The following is a 1,148-nucleotide window of genomic DNA, read 5'->3' as shown; positions in this document are numbered from 1 at the left end:
AGGAGGAGCGAATGCTGGTGCATCTTCGACAACACTGCGGCCTTTGCCGCAACCGGCAATGCGCTGACCGCACGGGTGGTTGGGGTTCTCGATGATCAGACGATCATCAGCTTCTCGCAGCGGCAGGGGTCGGATCGTGCGGGCTGACCTTGGGGGGCAGAGCCTCCCGCCCTGCTCCCAGGTTCGGCCCCAGCGCAACCTTTCCGGTAGACAGGATCGCCAGCCGGACCGGTGTCGCACGGCGCCCGACACCCGTCGAAGCCGGCTGGTCATCCCCGCCCCCTCAGGTCGGGCCCAGGGCCCGCAGGCCGCCCCCACGTGCCGCATTCCCTTAACCGAGGCGCCAAAGCCGTCGACGCAGGTCACATGATCGTCCAATGCGAGGCCCTGCCCAGGATTGGGGCCACGCGGAGGGCGCGCCCTTGACCACTCAGCACGCCGACCAGCAGGAGCGGCTCGAGCGCCGCATTGCGGCCCTCGAGGCCGAGAACACCCGCCTGCGAGCCAGCCTTGCCGCGGGCGGCCACGACGTGGACCTGGACCCCGATGCTGATCTTCGCGGGCCTCACCGCTTATGACACGCAGACCATCAAGGCGACCTACGTGGCCCATGCCGCTCAAGGTGCCGTGGAGTGCCTGGGCAAGACCGCTATCATGGGCGCATTAACCTCTACCTCGACTTCATCAACATGTTCATGTTCCTGCTGCAACTCTTCGGCAACCGCGAGTGAGCTGACGGGCAGGATCGACGACCAGGGGCCGGTGGAAACGCCGGCCCTTTTCGTTCGTTGATCGAAGGCCCAGGGACACATCGAAGGCCCAGGGACACCGTGAGCCTGCGAAGCAGCAGCTAGCATCTCCTTTGGCCATCTTGCGCTTCACCAGCTGGTCCGCGGCTCCTGCCCCAGTGAGCCCCGTTCCGACGCGGAAACCCCTTCGACTACCTCGCCAGCTCCATCGGCGCCGTTCTCCTTGAGAAGCTCGGAGTCAGGGCTTTCGAGCACCTTCTCCGCGTGCACATCCTCGCGGCCGTAGCGAACCTCGTGGTAGCCCTCGTAGATCATCTCGAGCGAGACGTAGAGGATCACGAGCAGGCCCAGATAGGCGATCCAGCGGAAGCGATGGATGATCCGGGCGATGAAGGTGGA

At 65.5% G+C, this 1,148-nt stretch carries 1 protein-coding gene and 2 pseudogenes; 2 read left to right on the top strand and 1 reads right to left on the bottom strand.

Translation table 11 applies throughout. The features are described 5' to 3' along the window. Positions 1 to 422 precede the first annotated feature (422 nt). Together FHG66_RS21825 and FHG66_RS21385 are read left to right on the top strand one after the other, a co-directional pair. Positions 423 to 578, top strand: a complete 156-nt coding sequence (locus FHG66_RS21825) for a hypothetical protein (RefSeq protein ID WP_176556402.1) — start codon at positions 423 to 425, stop codon at positions 576 to 578. Further along, positions 547 to 731: pseudogene (locus FHG66_RS21385) on the top strand (Bax inhibitor-1 family protein); the annotation flags it as partial. The gene FHG66_RS21825 and the pseudogene FHG66_RS21385, both read left to right, overlap by 32 nt. A gap of 147 nt (positions 732 to 878) precedes the next feature. Here the strand turns inward: FHG66_RS21385 and FHG66_RS21820 are convergent. Continuing rightward, positions 879 to 1,148: pseudogene (locus FHG66_RS21820) on the bottom strand (hypothetical protein); the annotation flags it as partial.

This window comes from Rubellimicrobium rubrum, from assembly GCF_006152115.1.
Classification (GTDB): Bacteria; Pseudomonadota; Alphaproteobacteria; order Rhodobacterales; family Rhodobacteraceae; genus Rubellimicrobium; species Rubellimicrobium rubrum.
This window is presented reverse-complemented; position numbering and strand designations above follow the sequence as displayed.